Source organism: Psychroserpens damuponensis (assembly GCF_000826655.1).
In the GTDB taxonomy this organism is placed as follows: domain Bacteria; phylum Bacteroidota; class Bacteroidia; order Flavobacteriales; family Flavobacteriaceae; genus Psychroserpens; species Psychroserpens damuponensis.
In genome coordinates this window covers 124,885-148,948 of sequence record NZ_JXJO01000019.1, presented here as the reverse complement: position 1 = coordinate 148,948, position 24,064 = coordinate 124,885, and the positions used below count along the sequence as shown (strand labels likewise).

28 protein-coding genes and 1 tRNA gene are annotated in these 24,064 nt (G+C 32.1%); 10 read left to right on the top strand and 19 right to left on the bottom strand.

The window, feature by feature from the left end; all coding sequences use genetic code 11:
• The first annotated feature begins 13 nt into the window (after positions 1-13).
• From TD29_RS12290 to TD29_RS12275, 4 genes are all read left to right on the top strand, one after another.
• The gene (locus TD29_RS12290; RefSeq protein WP_040281025.1) at positions 14-3,154 is read left to right on the top strand and encodes a type I restriction endonuclease subunit R; all 3,141 of its coding nucleotides are present in this window, start codon (positions 14-16) and stop codon (positions 3,152-3,154) included.
• A gap of 132 nt (positions 3,155-3,286) precedes the next feature.
• A complete protein-coding gene (locus TD29_RS18700; RefSeq protein WP_162835821.1) occupies positions 3,287-3,427 on the top strand; it encodes a hypothetical protein in 141 nt (46 codons plus the stop codon).
• 4 nt (positions 3,428-3,431) lie between these two features.
• Complete coding sequence (locus tag TD29_RS12280) at positions 3,432-4,073, top strand: hypothetical protein (RefSeq protein WP_152611509.1); 642 nt, start codon at positions 3,432-3,434, stop codon at positions 4,071-4,073.
• A 34-nt stretch (positions 4,074-4,107) separates the two neighbouring features.
• On the top strand, positions 4,108-4,467 hold the full coding sequence (locus tag TD29_RS12275) for a hypothetical protein (RefSeq protein ID WP_040281021.1): 360 nt from the start codon (positions 4,108-4,110) through the stop codon (positions 4,465-4,467).
• A gap of 18 nt (positions 4,468-4,485) precedes the next feature.
• Here the strand turns inward: TD29_RS12275 and TD29_RS12270 are convergent, their stop codons facing one another.
• The 4 genes from TD29_RS12270 to TD29_RS12255 form a co-directional block, all read right to left on the bottom strand.
• Positions 4,486-4,920 carry a hypothetical protein gene (locus TD29_RS12270; protein WP_040281020.1) on the bottom strand — a complete coding sequence of 145 codons (435 nt, stop codon included), beginning with the start codon at positions 4,918-4,920 and terminating at the stop codon, positions 4,486-4,488.
• A gap of 88 nt (positions 4,921-5,008) precedes the next feature.
• Entirely contained in the window at positions 5,009-5,692 is a 684-nt protein-coding gene (locus tag TD29_RS12265; protein ID WP_040281019.1) for a hypothetical protein, read from the bottom strand.
• On the bottom strand, positions 5,685-7,046 hold the full coding sequence (locus tag TD29_RS12260) for a tyrosine-type recombinase/integrase (protein WP_040281018.1): 1,362 nt from the start codon (positions 7,044-7,046) through the stop codon (positions 5,685-5,687). Before TD29_RS12260 ends, TD29_RS12265 begins: the two co-directional genes overlap by 8 nt.
• Positions 7,047-7,100: 54 nt before the next feature.
• Positions 7,101-7,174, bottom strand: a tRNA-Met gene (locus TD29_RS12255).
• A 157-nt stretch (positions 7,175-7,331) separates the two neighbouring features.
• Between TD29_RS12255 and TD29_RS12250 the strand changes: the two genes are divergently transcribed.
• Entirely contained in the window at positions 7,332-7,724 is a 393-nt protein-coding gene (locus TD29_RS12250; RefSeq protein ID WP_040281017.1) for an START-like domain-containing protein, read from the top strand.
• 57 nt (positions 7,725-7,781) lie between these two features.
• Entirely contained in the window at positions 7,782-8,627 is an 846-nt protein-coding gene (locus TD29_RS12245; RefSeq protein WP_040281016.1) for an aminotransferase class IV, read from the top strand.
• A 3-nt stretch (positions 8,628-8,630) separates the two neighbouring features.
• Here the strand turns inward: TD29_RS12245 and TD29_RS12240 are convergent, their stop codons facing one another.
• The 5 genes from TD29_RS12240 to TD29_RS12220 all read right to left on the bottom strand — a co-directional run bounded on the left by TD29_RS12240 (position 8,631) and on the right by TD29_RS12220 (position 13,185).
• Positions 8,631-9,191: a YqgE/AlgH family protein gene (locus TD29_RS12240; protein WP_040281015.1), complete on the bottom strand. Its 561-nt coding sequence runs from the start codon at positions 9,189-9,191 to the stop codon at positions 8,631-8,633.
• Positions 9,192-9,323: 132 nt separating this feature from the next.
• The gene (locus TD29_RS12235) at positions 9,324-9,596 is read right to left on the bottom strand and encodes an HU family DNA-binding protein (RefSeq protein ID WP_040281014.1); all 273 of its coding nucleotides are present in this window, start codon (positions 9,594-9,596) and stop codon (positions 9,324-9,326) included.
• Between the two features lie 197 nt (positions 9,597-9,793).
• Positions 9,794-10,744: a methionyl-tRNA formyltransferase gene (gene fmt / locus TD29_RS12230; RefSeq protein WP_174435344.1), complete on the bottom strand. Its 951-nt coding sequence runs from the start codon at positions 10,742-10,744 to the stop codon at positions 9,794-9,796.
• Complete coding sequence (locus TD29_RS12225; RefSeq protein ID WP_040281013.1) at positions 10,741-12,645, bottom strand: RecQ family ATP-dependent DNA helicase; 1,905 nt, start codon at positions 12,643-12,645, stop codon at positions 10,741-10,743. The genes fmt and TD29_RS12225 overlap by 4 nt, the downstream gene beginning before the upstream one ends.
• Positions 12,646-13,185, bottom strand: a complete 540-nt coding sequence (locus tag TD29_RS12220; RefSeq protein ID WP_040281012.1) for an AAA family ATPase — start codon at positions 13,183-13,185, stop codon at positions 12,646-12,648.
• 219 nt (positions 13,186-13,404) lie between these two features.
• On the opposite strand from TD29_RS12220, the gene TD29_RS12215 reads away from it, so the two are divergent.
• The 4 genes from TD29_RS12215 (at position 13,405) to murA (ending at position 18,333) form a co-directional block, all read left to right on the top strand.
• On the top strand, positions 13,405-15,552 hold the full coding sequence (locus tag TD29_RS12215) for a S46 family peptidase (protein ID WP_040281010.1): 2,148 nt from the start codon (positions 13,405-13,407) through the stop codon (positions 15,550-15,552).
• A 269-nt stretch (positions 15,553-15,821) separates the two neighbouring features.
• A complete protein-coding gene (locus TD29_RS12210; RefSeq protein ID WP_040281008.1) occupies positions 15,822-16,115 on the top strand; it encodes a YbeD family protein in 294 nt (97 codons plus the stop codon).
• 247 nt (positions 16,116-16,362) lie between these two features.
• Positions 16,363-17,007 carry a DUF4290 domain-containing protein gene (locus tag TD29_RS12205; protein ID WP_040281006.1) on the top strand — a complete coding sequence of 215 codons (645 nt, stop codon included), beginning with the start codon at positions 16,363-16,365 and terminating at the stop codon, positions 17,005-17,007.
• 9 nt (positions 17,008-17,016) lie between these two features.
• Positions 17,017-18,333 (top strand): UDP-N-acetylglucosamine 1-carboxyvinyltransferase, encoded by a 1,317-nt coding sequence (gene murA, locus TD29_RS12200; RefSeq protein ID WP_040281005.1) that lies wholly within the window; start codon positions 17,017-17,019, stop codon positions 18,331-18,333.
• A gap of 101 nt (positions 18,334-18,434) precedes the next feature.
• Here murA and TD29_RS12195 read toward each other — a convergent pair whose 3' ends face one another.
• From TD29_RS12195 to TD29_RS12150, 10 genes are all read right to left on the bottom strand, one after another.
• Entirely contained in the window at positions 18,435-19,100 is a 666-nt protein-coding gene (locus tag TD29_RS12195) for a hypothetical protein (RefSeq protein WP_040281004.1), read from the bottom strand.
• Between the two features lie 160 nt (positions 19,101-19,260).
• Positions 19,261-20,565: a cryptochrome/photolyase family protein gene (locus tag TD29_RS12190; RefSeq protein ID WP_040281003.1), complete on the bottom strand. Its 1,305-nt coding sequence runs from the start codon at positions 20,563-20,565 to the stop codon at positions 19,261-19,263.
• 15 nt (positions 20,566-20,580) lie between these two features.
• Positions 20,581-21,048 carry an SRPBCC family protein gene (locus TD29_RS12185; RefSeq protein WP_040281001.1) on the bottom strand — a complete coding sequence of 156 codons (468 nt, stop codon included), beginning with the start codon at positions 21,046-21,048 and terminating at the stop codon, positions 20,581-20,583.
• A 6-nt stretch (positions 21,049-21,054) separates the two neighbouring features.
• A complete protein-coding gene (locus tag TD29_RS12180; protein WP_040281000.1) occupies positions 21,055-21,516 on the bottom strand; it encodes a TspO/MBR family protein in 462 nt (153 codons plus the stop codon).
• Positions 21,516-21,689, bottom strand: coding sequence for a Lacal_2735 family protein (locus tag TD29_RS18380; RefSeq protein WP_040280999.1), 174 nt, complete (start codon positions 21,687-21,689; stop codon positions 21,516-21,518). The genes TD29_RS12180 and TD29_RS18380 overlap by 1 nt, the downstream gene beginning before the upstream one ends.
• A gap of 6 nt (positions 21,690-21,695) precedes the next feature.
• Positions 21,696-22,208, bottom strand: a complete 513-nt coding sequence (locus tag TD29_RS12170) for a glutathione peroxidase (RefSeq protein WP_040280998.1) — start codon at positions 22,206-22,208, stop codon at positions 21,696-21,698.
• A 28-nt stretch (positions 22,209-22,236) separates the two neighbouring features.
• On the bottom strand, positions 22,237-22,920 hold the full coding sequence (locus TD29_RS12165) for an SDR family NAD(P)-dependent oxidoreductase (protein ID WP_040280997.1): 684 nt from the start codon (positions 22,918-22,920) through the stop codon (positions 22,237-22,239).
• 86 nt (positions 22,921-23,006) lie between these two features.
• A complete protein-coding gene (locus tag TD29_RS12160) occupies positions 23,007-23,231 on the bottom strand; it encodes a hypothetical protein (protein ID WP_040280995.1) in 225 nt (74 codons plus the stop codon).
• A gap of 60 nt (positions 23,232-23,291) precedes the next feature.
• Positions 23,292-23,564, bottom strand: coding sequence for a TIGR03643 family protein (locus tag TD29_RS12155; protein WP_040280994.1), 273 nt, complete (start codon positions 23,562-23,564; stop codon positions 23,292-23,294).
• A gap of 3 nt (positions 23,565-23,567) precedes the next feature.
• On the bottom strand, positions 23,568-23,993 hold the full coding sequence (locus TD29_RS12150; protein ID WP_040280993.1) for a hypothetical protein: 426 nt from the start codon (positions 23,991-23,993) through the stop codon (positions 23,568-23,570).
• Positions 23,994-24,064: the final 71 nt, after the last annotated feature.

Below are 24,064 nucleotides of genomic sequence, written 5' to 3'. Positions count from 1 at the left end.
AGTTATAGTTAAAATGAGCAAATTCACAGAAGCACAATTAGAAAACGTTTTTATAGAGTTATTAGGTAACGAAAGGATTCCTCATGTGTTAGGAAATACCATTGTTCGTGGTGATAGTGAAGTACTTATAAAAGCCGATATAAAGAACTATTTACAAAGCCAATATGAAAGCGATAACCTAACCGATAATGAGATACAAAGTATCATTAGAAAGTTAGAAGTTTTTAGTGCTTCTGATCTATATGAATCTAACAAACAAATCATGAAATTGGTATGTAATGGCTTTCAGTTAGAGCGAGAAGACCGTTCTAAAAAAGACTTATATATTCATCTTGTAGATTATTCCAAGTTAGATAACAACACTTACAAAATAGTAAACCAATTAGAAATTTATGGGTACGAAAAGCGTATTCCAGATGGTATTTTGTACATAAATGGTTTACCTTTAGTAGTCTTTGAGTTTAAAACAGCAATACGTGAAAATACAACCATACATGATGCCTATGTGCAATTAACCACACGGTACAGACGCGATATTCCAGAGCTTTTTAAATACAATGCATTTTGCGTGATTAGTGATGGTGTTAACAGTAAAATGGGCTCGTTTTTTTCTAACTACGAGTTTTATTATGCATGGCGTAAAGTATTGGGTGTAGACAAGGAAGTAGATGGTATAAATAGTATGTACACCATGATACAAGGTTTGTTTAATAAAAACAGACTTCGTGAGGTAATACATAACTTTATATACTTTCCAGATTCTAACAAACACGAGTTAAAAATTGTTTGTCGTTATCCGCAATACTATGCAGCAACAAAGTTGTTAGAAAATATAAAGCAACACCAAAAACCAAAAGGAGATGGTAAAGGAGGTACTTACTTTGGTGCTACAGGTTGTGGTAAAAGTTACACCATGTTGTTTTTGTCAAGACTTTTAATGAGAAGTCCACATTTTAAAAGCCCAACACTTATAATTATTACAGACCGTACAGATTTAGACGACCAGTTATCAGGGCAATTTACGAATGCTAAAGAATATGTTGGCGATAATAATATTATTAGAGTACAAAGCAGAAGCGAATTAAAAGAATTGCTTCAAAACCGTAAAAGTGGTGGCGTATTTTTAACTACCATACACAAATTTACAGAAGACTTAGATGTACTAACCGATAGAACAAATGTTATTTGTATTTCAGACGAAGCACACCGTAGCCAAATAAACCTAGACCAAAAAGTTACAGTAACCGAAGATGGTGTAAAAAAGACCTACGGTTTTGCAAAATATTTGCACGATTCCTTACCAAATGCAACTTATGTTGGTTTTACAGGTACACCAATTGATGCTACATTAAATGTGTTTGGAGATATCATCGATTCTTACACCATGACAGAATCTGAAAAAGATGAAATTACGGTTCGTATTGTGTATGAAGGTAGAGCTGCTAAAGTGTTATTAGAGAATAAGAAATTATACGAAATAGAAGAGTATTATAGATTGTGCGCAGAGGAAGGTGCTAATGATTATCAAATAGAAGAAAGTAAAAAAGCGTCTGCTAACATGAACGCTATTATTGGCGATCCAGATCGTTTAAAAGCAGTTGCAGAAGATTTTGTAAAACATTATGAAACCAGAATAACAGAAGGCGCAACCCTAAAAGGGAAATCCTTGTTTGTGTGTAGCTCTAGACCCATAGCATTTCATTTATATAAAGAAATTATTGCTTTACGTCCAGAATGGGCAGAAGTAAAAGCGTTTGAAGAGGGCTCCACACTTACCGAAAAAGAGAAAAAGGAGATAAAACCTATGGAGCGCATTAAAATGATAATGACGCGTGGTAAAGACGACCCAAAAGAAATGTACGATTTACTGGGTACAAAAGACGATAGAAAAGAATTAGATAGACAATTTAAAAGCGAAAAGTCTAATTTTAAAATTGCTATTGTGGTAGATATGTGGTTAACTGGTTTTGATGTGCCATTTTTAGATACCATGTATATTGACAAACCCATACAACAACATAATTTAATACAAACCATTTCTAGAGTCAACAGAAAGTATAAGTCTAAATCTAAAGGTTTGGTAGTAGATTATATTGGCTTTAAAAAACAAATGAATCTAGCCTTAAAGCAGTATTCTGCTGTAGATGGCCAGAATTTTGAAGACATTCAAACTTCCATTGTAGTGGTTAAAGACCAATTAGATTTGCTGGCTAGATTGTTTCATAAATTTGATGCTACCAATTATTTTTCAGGAGAAGGCAGTAAACAATTAGAGTGCTTAAATAAAGGAGCAGAGTTTGTACAGCGTACAAAAAATATAGAAACACGTTTTATGAATATTGTAAAACGCTTAAAAGCAGCTTATGATATTTGTTGTGGTGCCAATGCATTTACAGAGCTTCAAAAAGACCATATTCACTTTTATTTAGCCATTCGTTCTATCGTTTTTAAACTTACAAAAGGTAATGCGCCAGATACAGCACAAATGAACGCAAGAGTGCGTGAAATGATTAAAGAAGCCTTGTTAAGCGATGGTGTAGAAGAGATTTTTAAATTGGGCGATGACCAACAAACAGAAATAGATATTTTTGATGAAGCCTATTTGGCAAAAATTGAAAAAATTAAACTGCCAAACACCAAAATTAAATTACTACAACAGTTATTATTAAAAGCTATTGATGCGCTAAAGAAAACCAATAAAATGCAAGGGGTTGACTTCTCTAAAAAGTTTAAAAGTATAGTCGATAAATATAATGAGCGCAGTGAGCAGGATATATTGCAAAGTAACGTGCTTGAAGATTTTACAGACGAGATTATAGACTTGTATCATGAAATGAGAAAAGAAAAAGAATCATTTCAAGATATGGGTATTAACTTTGAAGAAAAAGCATTCTATGATATACTAAAAGCCATTGCGCATAAATATGATTTTGATTATCCAGAAGAAAAATTAATTCACTTGGCTAAAGAAGTGAAAAAAGTAGTAGATGATAAAACAAAATACACAGACTGGAACCAACGGGATGATATCAAGGCAGAACTAAAAGTAGACTTAATAATTCTGCTAGCAGAAAATGGGTATCCTCCAATTACAAAAGATGAGGTTTTTAAAGAAATTTTTGAACAGGCAGAGAATTTTAAGAAGTATAAATAAGTCAAGAATAAAGGATAGTTTTCATACAAATTACATTGTAAAAGTTCTAAATATCTTACAAAACGTCAATATCTAGAAATGTATAATTTAACTAATATAAATTTGCCTTATAAACTTTTAAATTATAATAAAATGAGTAAATCAAAAATGACAACAAGCGCTGCCTCAAGAATTACAAGTGCAACGGCAAAATCAGGGAACGGATCAGTTTCTAAGGGTTCATTTGCAGCCAGAGCAACAAGTGCTGCGGCAAGAAATTCTAAAACTAAATAAAGTAGTGCCAAAAAGGAATCAACTTACAATAGTAGAATTTGAGCAGGTTTTAATGCAGCCTGGACATCGTTGGAAAAACCGAGGGCAAATGCTTTCGGTTTTCATTTGTGGAGGTGTATTTGGAGATAAGTTTAATTCTACACGAAACGCATTAATCTATGCAATGTATAAGTCCAATTGGTTAGATATTTCTCCTGACAGACCTCATAAAACAATTACTATTGAAGAGATTTCAAATAAATTGGATGAGTATATTCCAGATATAATTGATAATGAATTAGTCTATAAATTTTTTGGTACCAGTAGAAATACATTTAAAAATAAATATCAAAAGTTTCTAAACTTACCTAAATACCCAACAATGGGAGATGTGATAATAGCTATGGATAAATGGACAGATAAGAAATGGCAAATATTACATCCAATAAAACAAAAGCATATTGCAATGTTGCCAGGAATGCACCATAAGAAATTAAGTTATCAGATAAAGCATATTCCTCAGCTTCAAGAGTTTTTAAAAATATCAAATTTGACGTATTCCGAAATTAGAGGATTTCCACCATATTTAGTAGAAAATTATTTCGAAGAAATTGGTATGCCTGAAAAATATGTTGAATTAGTTGAGATAATAGAAATAATACATTAAATGACTTATTGAGGATATAAAAGCGACAGAACAAATGCAAATAACCCAACTCCCAGGAACCTACAACATCAAAGGAATTAACCAAAACGAAGAATCATCTACCTACAAAGGAACACTAACCTTGAGCCTAGACGAAAACCTTCGTGTCAATGCAGAATGGCTCATTAACAACAGTCAAATACAATTTGGAAACGGTTTTTTCAAAAACAATATATTAGTCATTAATTTTAATTATGTAGGAGATAACGATGCCGTTTTCAAAGGTGTTGTTGTTTATAAATGTATATCTCAAGATATCTTAGAAGGCTTTTGGTCAGAGAAGCATGGTAATCCGCAATATCTAGGTGAAGAGACCTGTTTTAGAATCGGGACGCAGAATGAAGTGATTAATTAAAAGTATTGATGTTTTTATTCAAGAATTAACTCTCAAATAAACCAAAACACCATCCACCAAATCATAATACGGATATTCACCTCTAAAATTAGGTTGCATATTAGTTACCAAATGATACCTGTTATTCAGTTTTTCTAATAGTTGAGTTAAATCACCCTTTGTTGCAGGTTTATTAGACTCTTTAGTCAAGAGTGATTTTATGGCGTTTGCAGCCAAAGTTCCGGCAGCAGCATTTCCAACACCAGCCATAGACATGTTTTCTCTTTTCGGAGTAGGGATATCATTTGGAACAGTGAGTTCTGCCGATTTAGAATCTGGAGATTGCACTTTTGTTTTACGAGAATGATAGGCTTTAGATCTACAAGTATCGCTACAATATTTCTGTACACGACGTCGTTTTGGCTCAAATTCCTTATAACAATACGCACAAGTGTAAAATTTTGTGTCTTCCATTTTTGCGTAAAATAAACGTTTGTTTTATGCTAAATTAATCATTTTACTTCAAATTACAACAATTAGCAACACTATTATGCTATATAATTTACAATTTGACACTAAAAACTGATTCCAACAAAAACGCATCTATTTCTTCATCAGTAATCACTCTTTTTTTCTTCGGAATTGAAATAGGAGTTGAAGTTGAAATTGAAGTTGAAGTTGGGTTCTGTGGTTTTTGAAATTGTAATTGATCTAGTTTTACCGACTTAACTTCCGAACTAAATGATGTAGACTTTAAATGTTTTAAAACTTTATCTTCCTGTTTGATAAAGCGAAAATGTTCATGTATTTGAGAGCAATGGACATTAAAATGATTGGCTTGAATTTTAAATGCGCTAATAAATACATCCTCAATATTTGGAAAAACAACCTTGATATTCTCATACATCCAAGAGGTCGCATTTTTATGCAATTCTATTTGATTTTGATAGTCTTCTAAAATGATATTAAAAGCAGCCTTACTAATCGAAGATTGTGCTTCTAATAATGTGACTAAATTCATTTTCAAAATACGCTCTTTACCTAAAATATTGATTAAGATGATGTCTTCAATACCAGAGGTCATTGATTTTCCTTGGTTATCATAAAATAGAATTGAATCGTAACCCTCATCAGGTATAATATTTTTTAAATAAGAACCTTCAACCGTAGGCTGTATAGTCCTAGGCAAATAAAATATATAGCATTTTGTTAGATTCTTAACAATAATTTGAGAGATATTAGTCATGATTCAAATGTTTAGAATAATCCTTAGGTAAAACAGCGTCAATATCTCTTAAATACTTTTCTAATGCAGTCATTGTAGAATGTCCAGTAATTCCCATCAATTCACTTTTCGCAGCATGAGGTGTTGAGTTTTTTACAAGAGATTGGTATAAGATTGTAATGAAAGTATGTCTAAAACTATATAAGGTTTGATCTTTATCTAATTTAAAGTGATCCTTCACAACAGTTTTAAAACGTTTAGAGAAATAATTACTTTTATTAATATCTGTAGTGTCCCATTCTCCACCAATTTTTATTGGAGTAAATAAAAATGCATCTGGTTTTAATTTCGATAAATCTGGCAACTCATCTAATATGATTTTAGGAATGAGTTTTATCTTCAACGGACTATTCTTTGCTTTAAACTGTAATGTTTTGTCCTTAATATTAACATCTTTAACTCTCAACCTACATACTTCTACAGGTCGTAATAAATTATAGCTTATAAATTTTATGTAGAGTAGTAGGATAGGATCTTCACTTTTTAAGTAATTAAATATTTTGATATGCTCTTCACTAGTGTATGATTTATTTCTCTTCGGAATACTACGTAACGCAGGAATCTTTTTAACAGGATTAGAATTAATGACTTCATTATCTTCTAAGGTTTGAAAAAGGCTACTCAGGTTGAGTCGGTAATTATTTCGATTTCTAGCACTCGATCTTATTAAAACAGCATTTAAATAATCTAACATAGCTTTTTTATCAACCTGTTGTATCGTTTTAATTTTTGGTCTATGGTCTGCTAACCACTTTACTAAACTATTTGTTGAGTACTCATAATCTTTCAATGATCTACTACTTATCTGTTTTTCTTTAATTTTTAAACTATAATCAAGAGCTTCTCTCGTTGGCATGCCTACTTCTTCAACACTAGTAACGGTTGTCTCTGGTTGCTCTTCTAGTCGCTTTTCTAGTTGTTTTTCTGGCTTTTTTGGAGCTGTGTTCACTTTCGTGTTCAAAGTATCAGCTTTTTTCTTTTCATTTAACTGAAAATGATAATATTCAGTATTATCAATAGTTGGATTAAAACCTTGCTGAAGTAATTTTAATAATCGTCTCCTATAACGAGAGAGCAAAGCAAGTCGATCTTCCTTTGTTTTAAAGGAATTAGCCGTTCCATAAATATTTTTTTGACGAACAAGTTTGCCGCTTTTAGGATCGCGATAAGAAAAATAAACATACCAACGCTTAGTTAAATCGCCATTCGCGTTGTAAATTTTAGGAGGTGAAAAATCTTTTTTGTGTGCCAAATCGTGTTCCGAATCGTGTTCTAAATCGTGTTCATTAGTAATAAAGTCGTTAAATGTAATCATAAAAAAACGGTTTAGAGTGAACTAAACCGTTTGATTGTAACTAATTAAGAGTTGTAGCGAGAACGAGATTTGAACTCGTGACCTCTGGGTTATGAATCCAACGCTCTAACCAACTGAGCTACCTCGCCATAATCATAACATAAGTAGCAAAGGCTACCTTTATGAGGGTGCAAATATAAAAACAATATTAATGTGAGCAAACATAAAATGATCAAATTATTTTTTTTCGTATTTAGTATAAAACTCAACTTTAATTGTATATATTGACAACATAATATTATACCTATGGAAGACAAAGTTAAAATTGAGATGGAGTTCGTAATTCATGCATCGCCTCAACTTTTATATCAATATATATCAACACCTTCAGGTTTATCTGAATGGTTTGCTGATAATGTTAATTCTCGTGGAGAATTATTTAAGTTTATGTGGGATGGAAGTGAAGAAACAGCCAAACTATTAAGTAAAAAAAGTGGTGAACGTATTAAGTTTAGATGGCTAGAAGATGATGAAGATGGCTCATCTAACTATTTTGAAATTAAAATACAGGTTGATGAAATCACGAAAGATGTATCTATCATGGTAACAGATTTTGCTGAAGATGATGAAATAGAAGAAGTAAAAATGCTTTGGACGAATCAAATTTCAAGTTTGAAGCAAGTTTTAGGTTCTGCCTAGACGTCATATCTTTTATTAATTTTATATTTGTCTCGACTAAAAATCGAGACTTTTTTTATGATAAATTTTAACGGTGAACTTGTTGAAAATACACCTTTTGTTTCTTCGGAAAATAGAGGTTATAAATATGGTGATGCTTTATTTGAAACCCTCAAAGTAGTACATGGCAAAATTTTATTTTGGGAAGATCATTACTTTAGATTAATGGCTTCTATGCGTATTATGCGCATGGATATACCAATGAACTTTACAATGGAATTTCTTGAGCAAGAAATTTTAAAAACAATTAACGTTAATGGTTTAGCAAAATCTACAGCAAGAGTTAGGCTTAATGTTGATAGAGGAGATTTAGGTAAATATCTTCCAATACACAAAACGATTAACTACGCCATTGTTGTAGAAAAAGCAGCACTTGATTTTTATACCATTCCTAAAGATGAACATTATTTGGTAGACTTGTACAAAGATTATTTTGTGGCTCCTGGCTTATTATCAACTTTAAAAACGAACAATAAGGCTATTAATGTACTTGGTAGTATTTATGCTCAAGAGAATTTACTTGATAATTGTTTGTTGCTAAATACTAATAAAAGTGTGGTTGAGGCTTTAAATGGTAATTTATTTCTTGTATCTGGAGAGCATATAAAAACGCCTCCTATTGAAGATGGTTGCTTAAATGGAATCATGAGAAAACAAATTATTGAAGTCATTGTTAATTCTGGTGATTATACAATTGAAGAAACTTCAATTTCTCCTTTTGAACTTCAAAAAGCTGATGAGTTATTTATCACTAATGTTATCGTTGGAATTCAACCTATTTTAAAATATCGCAAAAAGGGATTCGATACTAAAATTTCCGAAGATATTTTGAAACGTCTAAATACGAAGTTGAGGTTGTCTTAGTGGTTAGTTATAACTAGGGTTTTCTGGTGCATTAGACCATAGAGAATAATCGCCTCCTAGTTCTAACATTTTTTCTTTCCAAAAGGTACCACAGCATTTGTCTATGAGTTGGTTTTTATAAATGTTCTCAGAGACAATCCAAGCGTTAGATGCTAATTCATGATCAAGTTGGTCGGGTTCCCATCCAGAATACCCAAGAAAAAACCGAATATCTGAGTCTTTTAAACTATTGGTTTTTAGTAATTCTAATACGATTTCAAAATTGCCTCCCCAAAATACACCATTAGAGATTTCTATACTGTCAGGTATGAGCTCTGGTACTTGATGTATAAAGTATAAATTGTCTTGTTCTACAGGACCTCCATTGTGAACTTTGAAATTAGCTTTGGTTTCTGGGATAAGATCATGAAGTGTATAGTCTAAAGGTTTATTTAAAATAAAACCAATAGAGCCTTCTTTATTATTATCTGCTAATAATATAACAGACCTATTAAAGGATATGTCTCCTATAATGGAAGGTTCGGCAATTAAAAGATGTCCTTTTTTGGGCTTTGAAGTAATCATCATATTGTGATATCTAAACTAAAACTATGACATATTTTGTTAAAAACCTACAAAAAGTGTTATTATGTAATATAATATCATCAAAAAAGCCCACTTTTAAAGTGAGCTTTTCGTAATCTATTTTAAGAAATACTAGTTTACAGCACCACTTAAATCAGAACCAGCTTTAAACTTTACTACGTTTTTCGCTTTAATCTGAATCGTTTTTCCTGTTTGAGGGTTTCTTCCTTCTCTTGCAGATCTTCTAGAAACTGACCAAGAACCGAATCCTACTAAAGATACTCTGTTACCTTTTTGTAAAGAACCTTCGATATCAACTAATAATGAATCTAATGCTTTCTTAGCTGCTGCTTTGGTAATTCCAGCATTTTCAGCCATTCCGTTGATTAAATCTGTTTTGTTCATAAAATTATATTTTAAATTGTTAAAAAAATAGTTGGGTTAACCTTTTTTGTTAAATCCATACACAAAATTATACGTATAATCCATCTACGCAAGTAATAGCAAGGGAAATACGGATATTTGTTAATAACTTAGACTATTTGTTAATAAAGGAATGTATTTCATCGGGTTTTTCCATTATATCAATGTATATAAGGGTTTTAGAGCATTTTTGCCGTCTTGTTAAATTCATATCCATTGCGTAAAGATTTTACATCCATTTTTCGCTTTCCTGGAAGTTGAATTTCATTTATGATAATAAAACCTCCTTTAACAGCAACTTTTAATGCTTGTTTTGATATGTCTAGGGTTCCAGGTTCTAAATTATGAGAATATGCCTCTTTTTCTATTCCAAAAATTTTAATACTTAGTTGTTCATTATTGTTTTCTAAATAACACCAAGCAGCAGGAAACGGATTTAAACCGCGTATTTTATTATAAATGGTGTCTAAATCTAATGTCCAATCAATTTTACAATTATCCTTATTAAGTTTATAAGCTGTTTTTAAATCGTCTATTTTTGGCTGTATAGTCGTTTTAACTTCACCTTCTTGAATTAAGTCTACCGTTTTAATAACTAAATGACTTCCTAATTCCATTAATTTATCATGTAATGTGCCAACAGTTTCATTATCTAGCACAGCAATAGCTTCTTGTAATATAATAGCTCCTGTATCAATTTTTTCGTCAATAAAAAATGTAGTAACACCTGTTACCTTTTCTCCGTTTACAATAGCCCAATGTATTGGAGCTGCACCTCTATAATTTGGTAGAAGAGAAGCGTGTAAATTAAACGTCCCATATTTTGGCATATCCCAAACCACCTTTGGTAACATTCTAAAGGCTACAATAATTTGAAGATTTGCATTTAAAGTATCAAGCGCTTTTAAAAAATCTGGATGTTTGAGGTTTGTGGGTTGCAAAACGGTTAAATTTTGCGCTACAGCATATTTCTTTACAGCAGATTCGTTTAGTTTTCTTCCGCGACCTGCAGGTTTATCAGGAGCTGTGATTACTCCAACCACATCATAGTTATTGTCTACTAATGTTTTTAAGGTAGCAACCGCAAAATCTGGCGTACCCATAAATACTATTTTTAATGGATCTCTCATGTTTGTTTTATTTTATAGCTGTTCCCAACTGTTAATTCTATAATCTCACGCTCTAAAAGTAGCTGTAATGTTTCTAAAACAGTCTCTTTGGTAAGCGCCAATTGTAGTGCTAATTGTCTAGAACTCATTGGCTGGTGCTCTAAGGCTAAAATAATTTGTGTAATTATAGTTTTTATGTCTTTGTTCTCTTCGGAAATATTATTTTTCATGCACACTGAGCAACTACCGCAATTGGTCTTAGTGGTTTCACCAAAGTAGTGTAGAAGCTGTTTATTTTTACAAACATCATTATTAGCTATGTATTGTAAAACAGCATCTATTTGTGTGCGTTTTAATTGTTGTTGATGTTCTACTACGTTTGCAATTCTATTAATTGTTTTATCGTCTTCTCTGGGTTGCAAAAACAAGACCTCAGAGTCTGTATTAGAATATAAAAAATCTACAATACCATCTTTATGTAATTGATGTAAAATGGCAATGATTTGTTTTTCAGAAACCGAAGATTTATTTGCTATTAATGTTAAATTTATAGCTAATTGATGTTCAAAAATGCCACCATAAGTTCTCAAAATAGTTTTGATGACAATATTGTATGGCGAGTGCGTCTCTATATATGAAAACAGGCTCGCATTACTAACAATAAACTGAAGTTTGGTTTTATAATTAAATTGTTGAGATAATTTAATAATACTATTTCTATCTAATAACTGAAGTGCATTAAATGCTTTAGAGCTTTTAAATTGATAAGTTGTACAAAAATTACTAAAGCTAAAGTGATGTGTGGTTTGCTCACCTTCTCCATAAGAGATTTGAAAATAGTTACAGAGCTTTCTATACATCAATTTAAGTTCTTCTAGAGTAGGCAAACTTTTTAGAAACTGATTCTTTAAAGCCTGTTCATCAGATTTGTTAGTTAGTAAAATAGCAAAAGCATCTTCATTATTTCGTCCAACACGACCTGCTTCTTGGTAATAACTTTCTAGACTTTCGGGTAAATTAATATGTATAACGGTTTTAACATCGGGTTTGTCAATTCCCATACCAAAAGCCGTTGTGGCAACCATAATTTCTTTTTGGTTATGCATCCATTGGTTAAGTCGGTCAGTTTTATCTTTAGTTGGAATTCCACCATGAAAAAATGTTGAGCTAAAGCCTTTTTTCTCTAAAATATTATGGATTTGGATACTCATTTTCCTACTTCTCACATAAATTATAGAGGAGCCTTGGTGTGTTTTTAACTGTTGCTCTAAATCATAGATTTTATCTTCACTATGTAAAACTTGATATGAGATATTAGGTCTAGTAAAAGAGGCTTTAAAAACCTTAGGTGCAATAAAGTCTAATGCTTTAATCGTTTCTTCAATAACCTCTGGTTTTGCTGTTGCAGTTAAAGCAATGACATTTACATGCGGTTGAAGCTGTCTTAAAATGGTTATGTTTTTATAAGCTGGTCTAAAATCATTTCCCCATTGACTAATACAATGCGCTTCATCAACAGCAATGAGATTGACGTTCATTTGCTCTATACGTTGCTTAACGATGTCTTGTTGTAATCGTTCGGGCGAGAGGTATAAAAATTTATAATTTCCGTAGATACAATTATCAAGAAGTGTATCCAACTCACTATATTTTATACCACTGGTAATTGCCATGGCTTTAATCCCTTTTTCTTTGAGACTATTCACTTGATCTTTCATCAAGGCCACCAAAGGTGAAATCACAATACAAATACCGTCTTGTATAAGCGCAGGAATTTGGAAGCATATAGATTTTCCTCCACCTGTTGGTAACAACGCAAAGGTGTCATTATGTTCTAAAACCGAATTAATAATCTCTTCTTGGTATGGTCTAAATGACGTGTGATTCCAGTATTGTTCTAATATGTTTATGGGATGCGCCATCTAGAGTTTTAAATGGTCTAAAATAAAAGTAGCTCTATTGGCAATGCTATCAAAAGGAACATCAATTAATTCATAACCAAAACGTTGGTATGTGTCTAATAGAGAGTGGTGAATCTCTACAGCTTGATCAAAATTTTCATAGCGTTCACTATCACTTACAAAAATCTCTTGCCATGGCGCCAATACAAATACCTTATCATAACTATGTGTATTGCAAACATCTGTAAAATGTTGCGGATAATCACTTTTGGCATAATCCATATAGGCTAAAACATCTGGTAAACCTCTGTCTAAAAATACTATCTCTTTCTTTGTGGTTGTAGTATCAATATACTGTTGCGTTCTCGCTTTTAAAAGTAGCTCACTAAATAACAGTGGTTCTGTTAAAAAAAGTTGTTCAACACCGTTTTGTCTAGCTTCTAAAGTGACTTGTCTCGAAACTTCTTCAAAACATGTATAGTCTCTAGAGATTAATTCATTTATAATTGATGATTTTCCTGTTCCTGGTCCACCAGTAATAACAATTTTTTTTGTGTTCAATTTGGCAATGTTTAGGCTGTAAATTTAACGAATACCATTGTAAGTGGGAAATATTAAGGTTTCTAGTTTAAAATTAGGGGAATTTTGTTAAACTGTTGCATCTCAATGATTACTTTTAATCGTCTCCATAACTCCTGAATTAAGGTTTTTTTAACATTTCCGAAGTCATAAAAAGTACTTTAAGTCGTAATTTTATGCCTATAAAAAAAACAATAAAATATGAAGAAATTAGTCCTTACAATTTTTGCTTTTATTTTCGCATTGTCGTCGGCAATGGCAGATGAAGGTATGTGGTTTTTAATGCATATAGAGCGTTTAAATCAACGTGATATGCAAGCCATGGGTTTACAATTAACTCCCGAAGAAATTTACAGTATAAATAATCAAAGTTTAAAAGATGCTATTGTGCAATTTAATGGTGGTTGTACTGCGAGTATTGTGTCAGATAGCGGACTGGTACTTACAAACCATCACTGTGGTTATAGTGCCATTGCAGAATTATCTACAGCAGAACAAAATCACTTGAAAAACGGATTTTGGGCAGGTTCAATGAAAGAAGAAATGAAGCCTGAAAGCCTATACGTTCGCTTTTTTGTGAGAATGGATGATGTTTCTAAACGTATTTTATCGCTTGTAAATGATAACATGAGCGAAAAAGAACGTCAAGCAACAATTAACAAAGAGATTGCTAAAATTGAACAAGAAAATAACGAAGGTGGAAAGTATACCGTTTCTGTACGTTCTTTCTATCAAGGTAATGAGTTTTACTACTTTGTTTATGAAGATTATAATGATGTTCGTTTAGTAGGTACACCTCCAGAAAACGTAGGTAAATACGGTGGAGATACAGATAACTGGGAATGGCCAAGACATACTGGTGATTTTTCTTTATTTAGAGTTTATGCCGATGAAAATGGTCAGCCAGCAGAATATTCTACAGCTAACGTACCATTAAAAGCAAAATACCATTTACCAGTAAATATTAATGGTGTTAAAGAAAACGATTTTGCTATGATTTTAGGATATCCAGGACGTACCAACCGTTGGATGCCAGCTCAAGGTGTTGAGCAAAATGTAAAATATGCATATCCTGCTTGGGTTGAAGGCTCTAAATTAAGTATGGATGTGATGAAAAAATACATGGATCAAAGTGATGAAGTACGATTAATGTATGCTTCTGCTTATGCTGGTATTGCAAACTATTGGAAAAATAGAGGTGGTATGATTACAGCTTTAACTGAGCATGAAACGGTTGAGAAAAAGACAAAAACCGAAAATAAATTTCAAAAGTGGGCAAAGAAAAAAGCAAATAGAGATACCTACGGAAATGTGATTGAAAACATTAATAGCTATTATGCATTAACTAATGATCAAGTACAACAAAGAAACTACTTATTAGGCATATTACGCTCTAGTAAATTTGCTATTTTACCTTACCGTTTAGGTGCTGCTTTAAAACAATATACAGGAGCTAACGAAGCAGAACGTAAAAATATGTTGCCAAGATTACAAGCTGTAATTGCAGATTCTTACAAAGATTACTACATGCCTTTAGAAGAAGAAGTATTTGCTAAGCAATTAGGCTTATTAGCTTCAAAATCTAACTATCCATTACCAGAGATGGTAGCAGAAATTGGTAAAGCTAATAATAACGACTTTACAGCATTTACAAAAGCAGCATTTGAGTTAAGTATATTTACGTCTCAAGAAGGTGTTGAGGCATATTTACAATATCCAGATCAAGCTATTTTAGATAGTGATCCTTTATTAAAATTATCAACTCAATTATTAGATAAATATAGAGAAAGTCCTGAAAGTTTAGTACAACCAGAAAATGATTTTGAAAAGTCATATAGACTCTTAGTTCAAGGTTTACGTGAGTCTGGTTTAAGCGCTATTCAATATCCAGATGCAAACTCTACATTGCGTTTATCTTACGGTAAAGTAAGAGCTTTACCAGCAGATAAAAGAAACGATGCTAATGAGAATAACTATACTACCTTTCAAGGGATGATTAAAAAGTATAAGCCAAACGATAGTGAGTTTGATTTAGACCAAAGTATGTTAGATATCTATGAGAAAAAAGATTATGGTCGTTATGCTAACGAACGTGGCCAATTACCTGTAAATTTCTTAACAGATAACGATATCACAGGAGGAAATTCTGGTTCACCAGTAATTAACGGAAAAGGAGAATTAATAGGTTTAGCTTTTGATGGTAACATTGAAGCTATGGCTGGAGACGTTATCTTTGATAAAGATTTACAACGTACCATTAACGTAGACATTAGATATGTACTTTGGTTAATTGATAAATACTCAAACGCTAAGCATATTGTTGACGAACTAACGATAGTAGAAAACTAATCTAGTATTAAGTTCTTCGGAAATTTTAATATTTACAAAAAGCGACCTGAAATTCAGGTCGCTTTTTTTATACCTAATACTTCCGTTGCGAATCTTTAAAGCTTGAAGATGCTTTGTAACTCATTTTATTTTAAAATCACAACGTGTGACGCGATCATATTTCCGAAGTAAAAACTGTTAAAAAGCTGTGAAAAATAGAATGTAAACTACAAAGGAAACCGTATCTTTGTTTTAGAACACACTAGAAGATACACAGGGAAATTAGAATTATGAGTACATCTAAAAAAACAGAAGAATTTTATAAAAAATTAAAAGAACAACTCACTGAAACAGCGACTTGGCCATCAGAATACCTCTATAAATTTATTGTGCCATCAGAAGCTTCAAAAATTAAGACGATAGAAGATTTATTTGATAATTTAGGGGCTGTGATTTCTACTAAAGAATCGGGTAAAGGTACTTACACAAGCATATCTATCAATTTACAAATGAAAGATCCAGATGCAGTTATAACGAAGTATAAAGAAGTGGCAGATCAAGTAGAAGGAGTTATTTCGCTATAAAAACGTCTCTCATAATTTCTATTCACTAAAAATTAGTTGTTGTCGTTCTTCCTTTTTTTGCTTTTCTCGTAACAGCATTTAGCTTAAAGTCATCCTTAAATGATTAAAACATCATTAATTTTACTTTAAATGTTAAAAAAATTAGTCACTTTTATAAAAAAGAACCTGAGATAAGTATTTTTTTGTATTTTGCACATATGCAGAAGTACTTCATGCATGACACACAAATACTACACAAACTTATATTTTGATAGACGACATAGAATACAACACAGAGCGTGAACATTTGATTATTCCGGAGTATGGAAGACATTTGCAAAAAATGGTTAATTACGCCAAAGCATTACCAACAAAAGAAGAACGTAATAAAGTTGCAAAATCCATTATAAATGTAATGGGAAACATGCAACCGCATTTGCGTGATGTTCCAGATTTTCAACATAAATTGTGGGATCAATTATTTATTATTTCAGATTTTGAATTAGATGCAGACTCACCTTATCCTACAACAACAAAAGAAGAGTTAAATGAAAGGCCAGAGCCTTTAAAGTATCCTCAAAACTTTCCTAAATATCGTTTCTACGGAAACAATATAAAAACCATGATTGATGTGGCCAATACTTGGGAAGATGGCGAATTAAAAGAAGCTTTAACATATACGATTGCTAATCACATGAAAAAGTGTTTCCTTAACTGGAATAAAGATACTGTTGAAGATGCCGTGATTTTTAATCATCTATATGAGTTATCTGGAGGAAAAATCAACTTAAAAGGAAGTGAAGAAGATCTTACAGATGCTACCATTTTAATGCGAAACAAAAAGAAATACTCCAATAATAAAAAATCGCATCACAAAAAAAATAACTCTAACCGAAACAGAAAACGCTATTAATTACTCTTCATGGCAACATTTAAAATTGAAGGAGGTCACCAACTCAAAGGAAAAATCCAGCCTCAAGGCGCAAAAAACGAAGCTTTACAAATATTATGTGCAGTATTACTAACTGCCGAAGACATAAGGATAGATAACATCCCAGATATTATTGACGTCAATAAATTAATAGCCTTACTCAAAAAGTTAGGCGTTAAAATTGAAAAGGTTGGTAAAGGCTCTTATACATTTAAAGCAGACGATATTAATTTAAAATATTTAGAATCTGCCGAGTTTAAGGAAGACGGAAAAGGATTAAGAGGATCTATCATGATAGTTGGTCCTTTGTTGGCTCGTTTTGGTAAAGGATACATACCAAAACCTGGAGGCGATAAAATTGGTCGTCGTCGTTTAGACACACACTTTGAAGGGTTTATTAATTTAGGAGCCAAATTTAGATACAATAAAGAAGATTTATTCTACGGTGTTGAAGCCAATAAGTTAAAAGGAACCTACATGCTTCTCGATGAGGCCTCTGTTACAGGTACAGCAAATATTGTGATGGCTGCCGTTTTAGCAGAAGGAACAACCACCATTTATAACGCAGCTTGCGAACCTTATTTGCAACAATTGTGTAAAATGCTTAACCGCATGGGAGCAAAAATAAGTGGAGTAGGATCTAATATGCTAATCATAGAAGGTGTAGACTCTCTAGGAGGAACAGAGCATAGAATGCTTCCAGATATGATTGAAATTGGAAGCTGGATAGGGCTTGCTGCTATGACAAAAAGTGAATTAACCATTACAAATGTAAGCTGGGACGATTTAGGTCAAATTCCAAACGTATTTAGAAAAATAGGAATTACAGTTGAAAAACGAGGAGATGATATTCATATTCCTGCACATGTTAACGGTTATGAAGTGTCAAATTACATTGATGGCTCAATACTTACAGTAAGTGATGCACCATGGCCAGGATTTACGCCAGATTTAATTAGTATTATTCTTACTGTTTTAACACAAGCAAGAGGAAGTGCTGTAGTGCATCAAAAAATGTTTGAGAGTCGTTTGTTCTTCGTAGATAAGTTAATTGATATGGGAGCAAAAATCATACTTTGTGATCCACATAGAGCAACTGTTATTGGTCACGATTTTAAATCGACGCTTAAAGGTACAACCATGACTTCACCAGATATTAGAGCAGGTGTTTCCTTATTAATTGCGGCATTATCAGCAAAAGGGACGTCTACAATTCATAATATTGAGCAAATAGATAGAGGTTATGAAAATATAGACGAGCGTTTACGTGCTATTGGTGCGAAAATTACGCGTGTAGATGGGAATTAAAAGTCTCACTTCGGAAATGTAACATACTTAAAAACCTCGCTTTTGCGAGGTTTTTTTATGCAATCTTAATAAGTAGTATTGCGGTTCTATTATTTATTTATTTATTTATTGTGATGATTTATGGTGTTGGTTAATATCTGTTTAATTAATTCATTAGTAATATCTTCAGTATTTAGTTTAATGTATTTAAACCATGTGACTTTAGAATTTTGTAGTTCGATTATTAAAGCTTTATTTCCCATAGTATACACCATCTTGTTATCTGAAAGTTGGTAATCTGAACCAAATTGTAATTCCAATTCTGTTGTCGTTAATCCCACAAGGTTTGCCGACTTTAAATCATCGTCTTTTCCAGAAACTGTAAATTCAATAAGTAGTTCGGTGGTATCATTCCAATTATGTTTGTTTATACCGTGTTTAAAAACAATGATATCTATAGGAGCAATTTTATCCTTTGAATTTTGAAAAGGAAAAGCTCCATAACGATAAAATAAAGCGTCTTTTATATCAGGTTGAAAATGATAATCAAGTCCGTTGGTAACACTACTCAAGGACTGTCCTTTTTTTAATTTAAATTCCTGTAAGTCAATTGGGTTTTCAAGAAATTTTGTTAATCTAAGATGCTTGTAAAACGTTTCTTTTTCAGCGTTGTCAGGTTCGGGAAGTAATTCAAACCTATCAGATTTTAAATCATCTAATGTATTTTCAGTAGCATCTTTACAACTTACACAAACTAGAACTAATAAGAATAATACTTTAAATTTCATTTTGCAGTGATATGTTATACGATGAGCATCAATATTTGCGCGAATAAGAACGTAATTTAGTAAACTAAAATGAACTAGATATAATTTTGTTAGGAATCTTCAATGTTATGACTAGATTTTATAATAACTCTTACAATTTCAATTATAAAACTTATATTTTTTAGCTAACTGCTTCTTTGTAAATCTTTAAACAGCGCTCGCGAGCTTCTTTATGGTCTACCATAGGTTTTGCATAGGTGAGTTCTTGAAACTCTGGCACCCATTTTTGGATGTACTTTAAGTCTTTGTCAAACTTCTGTATTTGTGTAGTAGGATTAAAAATTCTAAAATATGGTGACGCATCAACTCCAGAACCAGCAACCCATTGCCAGTTTCCTACATTACTTGCCATGTCATAATCATGAAGTTTCTCGGCAAAATAGGCTTCTCCCCAACGCCAATCTATAAGTAAATGCTTACAGAGAAAGCTACCAACGAGCATACGCACTCTATTATGCATAAACCCGGTTTTATTTAATTGTCTCATGCCAGCATCAACAAGCGGATAGCCAGTTTGACCATCACACCATAATTTAAATTCGTCTTCGTTATTTCGCCATTCTATACGGTCGTATTTGGGTTTAAATGCGTCTTTTGCCGTATGTGGAAAATGCCATAAGATTTGCATAAAAAACTCTCTCCAAATTAATTCTTGCCAAAAAATTTCATTGTCTTCGGAAATGGCTTTTTTTACCATTTTACGGATACTTACAGTGCCAAAACGTAAATGTGGTCCTAGTTTTGATGTAGCATCTTTGGCAGGAAAATTACGAGTATTTTCATACTCTTGAATAAGGGTAGGCGTTACTGTATAATTTACAATCTCTTGATTAGAGGTTTTAAATCCAATATCAGTTAAACTCAAATTAGGTAAACGCGAGTGTTTTACTAAATTTTCAAGGTAGTCGTTGGTGTAATAGATTTTTAAGTCTACATCCTTAAACGTAGATTTCCATAATTTCATATATGGTGTGTACACTTTGTAGGGATCACCATCACTTTTAACAATCTCATTTTTTTCAAAAATCACCTGATCTTTAAAACTGTGAAATTTTATATTATGCTCTTTTAAAAAGTTGTCAATTTCTTTGTCACGCTCCATTGCATAGGGCTCATAGTCGTGATTAGTATACACATGGCTAATAGTATACTCGTTTACCAATTGTTTATAAATTTCTAATGGTTTACCATGAAACATGGCGATACTACTGTCATACTGGTCCTGAAGTGTAGAACGCATGTGTTGAAGTGTGTTATAGATAAATGTAACTCGTGCATCATCTTTTGGTAAATCATCTAAAATTTCAGAATCAAAAATAAAAATAGGTAACACTGGATGTTCACCTTTTAATGCTTCATAAAATCCAACATTGTCGTCTAATCGTAAATCGCGTCTAAACCAAAATATACTTAGAGGTTGCTTCATGGGTTTTGTTAAATTTTAGTTGTCGTAAGTTCCAAATAGTTCTTCTAGTTTTTTCGTGCGATAGTTAAAAATTTCTTCAAGCTTTGGTTTCACAAGTATAGGGTGAACCAGTTGACCTAAGATTCCGAAGGGAACTTTATAGTCAATAATATCTTCCATTTCAACACCGCCATCAATCGCTTTAATAAAATGTTTGTGATGCCATAATGCGTATGGTCCAAATCGTTGTTCGTCTACAAAATAGTGTTGGTCTACACTATGAGTGATTTCTGTAACCCATTTAGTTTTTATACCCAATACAGGTGTTACAATATATTGAATTATTTGACCAGCAAACATAGGACGATCTGCTCCAGATAAAATATGAAAACCCATATAATCTGGCGTAATAGTTTTTAAATTATTTGGGTCTGATAGAAAATCCCATGCAGTGTTCATCGAAATAGGTAAATTTTGCTTTTTATGTAATCGGTAAATTTTCATATGCTTTTAATTATGTAAGGAAATGTAAAGGTTTAAGGATGTGGCTATAAACAGCCATAAAACATAGGGAACAATAAGTAAAGATTTCCATTTTAAATCTTTAGCATAAGTGGCTAAAAATGCGCATATTATAATCGTTAACAATGTGATATTTACTAGTGCGACATGAATTAGTTTTTGATTAAAAAATAAGAGGTTCCAGCTTACATTTAAAATGAATTGAATAGTAAACATCACGGCTACTTTTTTGGTTTTTCTCCTCGTATAGAGAAAAGTCATATATACCGAAAATAAAATCATAATTATGCTCCAAGCGGCTCCAAAAACCCAACCGTCTGGTGTCCAAGGCGCTTTGTTAAGCTGAATATACCATAAACTTTTAGGGCCATTAGCCATCAGTAAACTTCCAAGACCTAAGGCTCCAAAGTTGATGATTAAAAATACAATAAATGGCTTAAAGAATTTCATCAAGATTTATTTTGAAGTTTCAAAATTTGATCTTGAATTTGTTGTGCTTCGGCATATTTTTTATCGCTTTCACCTCTATTGGTTGTAGATAGTGCATGCCACTCTTTCATGAGTTTTTCGTAAGTTTTTTGAAGTTTATCTACCTCAGTTGTTTTTTTAAATAAACCGAACATATCTTTTTATTTTAAGTGTTTTGTGATTTTTGAACTTGTAGGTGATGTTATAGAATAGTAGTAATCAATAAAACGTCCATCAGGATCTAAAAGGTACTTTTGAAAATTCCATTTTACTTTAGAATTTTTCACACCATTCTTAGATTTTTGCGTTAACCATTCGTATAATGAGTGTTGATTAGAGCCTTTGACCTCTATTTTTTCAGTAATAGGAAATGTGACACCATAATTAATTTGGCAAAAAGATTCAATAGCTTTAGAATCTCCAGGCTCTTGGGAACCAAATTGATTACAAGGCACTCCAATAATTACAAGATTATCGGTATATGTTTGATATAGGGTTTGCAATTTGCTGTATTGTGAGGTGAAACCACATTTGGAAGCTACATTAACAAAAAGGATGTGTTTTCCTTTGTAATCTGAAATTGATAAGGGTTTACCAGCTAAGCTATTTATTTTTATATCGTAAATGGAAGGGTAGTTGGATGTTTCCGAAGCATAAGTTTTTGAAGATAACATGGTGATAACTATTTTGGATGGATTTATTTTATAATTTAAAACTTACGATACCACAATCCATTTCAAATACTTGCCCAGACATTGTGTTTGATTTTTCAGATAATAAAAATGCAGCCATATTTGCAACATCTTTAGGTTGTAAGAATTTCTTCATTGGGTGACGTTCAGTAATGTTTTCAATCATCTTATCATTGCGTAACAATTTCGAAGCGAGCTCTGTATTAGTAACGGTAGGCGCAATAGCATTAATCCTAATGGAAGTCGCAAATTCTGCCCCTAAGGATTTAACGAGACCTTCAACTCCTGATTTTGCGGCTGCTATACTGGCATGAAACGGCATTCCTAATTTTGCAGCAACTGTGCTAAATAATACAATTGAAGGATTACTACTGTTTTTAATAATTCCTAAATAGTGTTGTATTGCTTTAACTGCACCAATCACATTAATTTCATAATCGTTTCTAAAATCGTCTAAAGTTAAGCGTTTTATAGGTTTTAGATTGATGCTTCCTGGGCAATATACCAAACCATCTGCCGTGTCAATTTCTGGTAAGTCATCATTTAAAATATCACAGTTGTAATGTGTGAGATTTGGATGTTCCTGCTCTGGTGCTGTACGGCTAATATTAATAATTTTGTTTTGCTCAACAAGGGTTTCTATAATGGCTTTGCCTATACCTTTACTACCACCTATAACGATATATGTGTTCATTTTAAAGATGTTTGCTTACAAAAAAAGCGTAATAGTATAGCTAATTTAGCTTGCTATTACGCTCTAATATTTATAAAATTTTAATGTTATGCTGTTAAGGGCGCACCTTTGAGGCGCTTTTCTACTTTGCGTTTAATTGCAGTGATACGTTTCATTGTATCCATGATTTTTTCATCTTTCTTTTCCTTATATATCTTATTTAATTCTAATATTAAGGATTTTGCTTCACGTGAAATTTTTACACGATCACTAGTTGAAAGCGATTTCATTTTTCGCTGCTCAAATTCTGAGGCTTTTTTTATTAGGTCCATATTTTTATTATTAATAGGGTTATGTAATGTCTAAATTTTGAATTTGTTAATCAACAAGAATCATCGTTTAGAAATAGAGTTTTGTGTTATTTGTTTTTGTCTAGTACATTTAAAGCGTCCCTCTTGAAAAACTCTTAATTTTTCGTGCTTAGTTTTTCTTCCTTGAACACGTTTACGCCACATTTTGAAACTTTTAGGTTTCATTTCTCTGCGCATTAATTCAATAACTTGTTGTTCTTTTAAACCAAATTGAAACTTAATTGCTTCAAATGTGGTTCGATCTTCCCAAGCCATTTCTATAATTCTATCTGTCGTAATACTATCTAATTTCATACATTAAAATTGAAAACTGTAACGTTCATCAAATTTTACTTTAGCATCCATGAGCTTAGACATAAATACTTTATTGTCCTTAAACATATTATTATTTTTAAAATTAATATATTTTCCTTGAGCATGAATACTAAGTCCATTGGTTTTATAAATAACTAAATGGTAAAAAGGAATAATCCAAGTGAAACTATTAAGTCCTTTATTGATATAAATTAATATTCCATTAGGTCTCATCTCTATATTTGCATAGTTTATATCTGATACCTTATTAATATATTGCTGTAAATTAGGACTCACTTTATCAATGATCATGCGCTTAGATCCAATGCCACCCATTTGTATTGATTTAATAAATGAGAACGAACTTCCTACCAATTTTGATATGGTAATTTTATGGGCTTTATTTAAATGTGTGGTGTTTAAAATCACAGCTACTTTTTTCTTATAATCAAAGTTACAAAATGTTTAACATTAAAAACATATGCTTAAACAAAACATTA